Raw genomic sequence first — 313 nt, 5'->3', positions numbered from 1 at the left:
CAGCCCGACCTGCGGCCCGGCGCCGGCCAGCGCGGCCGCTTCGGCGGCCTGGGTCATCACCACGATGCTGATACGGCGGTTGATCGGGTTCTGCGGGTCGGCCTTGTCGAACAGCACTGACGAGGACAGGCCGACCACGCGGGTGATCTTGCTGTCCTCCAGGCCGCCGTCCACCAGTGCACGTCGTGCAGCGTTGGCGCGGTCGGCGCTCAGTTCCCAGTTGCCGTAGCCGCGTGCGGCCGAATAGGCGGTGATGTCGGTGTGGCCGGTCAGGCTGATCCGGTTCGGCACGTGGTTCAGGTAGTTGGCCAGC

Annotated in this window: 1 protein-coding gene; it reads right to left on the bottom strand. The window is 69.0% G+C overall.

The window, feature by feature from the left end; all coding sequences use genetic code 11:
- Positions 1-313, bottom strand: a 313-nt coding sequence (locus EN846_RS34320) for an OmpA family protein (protein WP_145971989.1), incomplete at both ends; no start/stop codon positions are given.

This window comes from Mesorhizobium sp. M4B.F.Ca.ET.203.01.1.1, assembly GCF_004791025.1.
Classification (GTDB): Bacteria; Pseudomonadota; Alphaproteobacteria; order Rhizobiales; family Rhizobiaceae; genus Mesorhizobium; species Mesorhizobium abyssinicae.
The sequence above is the reverse complement of the archived record's forward strand: the minus strand, read 5'-3'. Positions and strand labels throughout refer to the sequence as shown.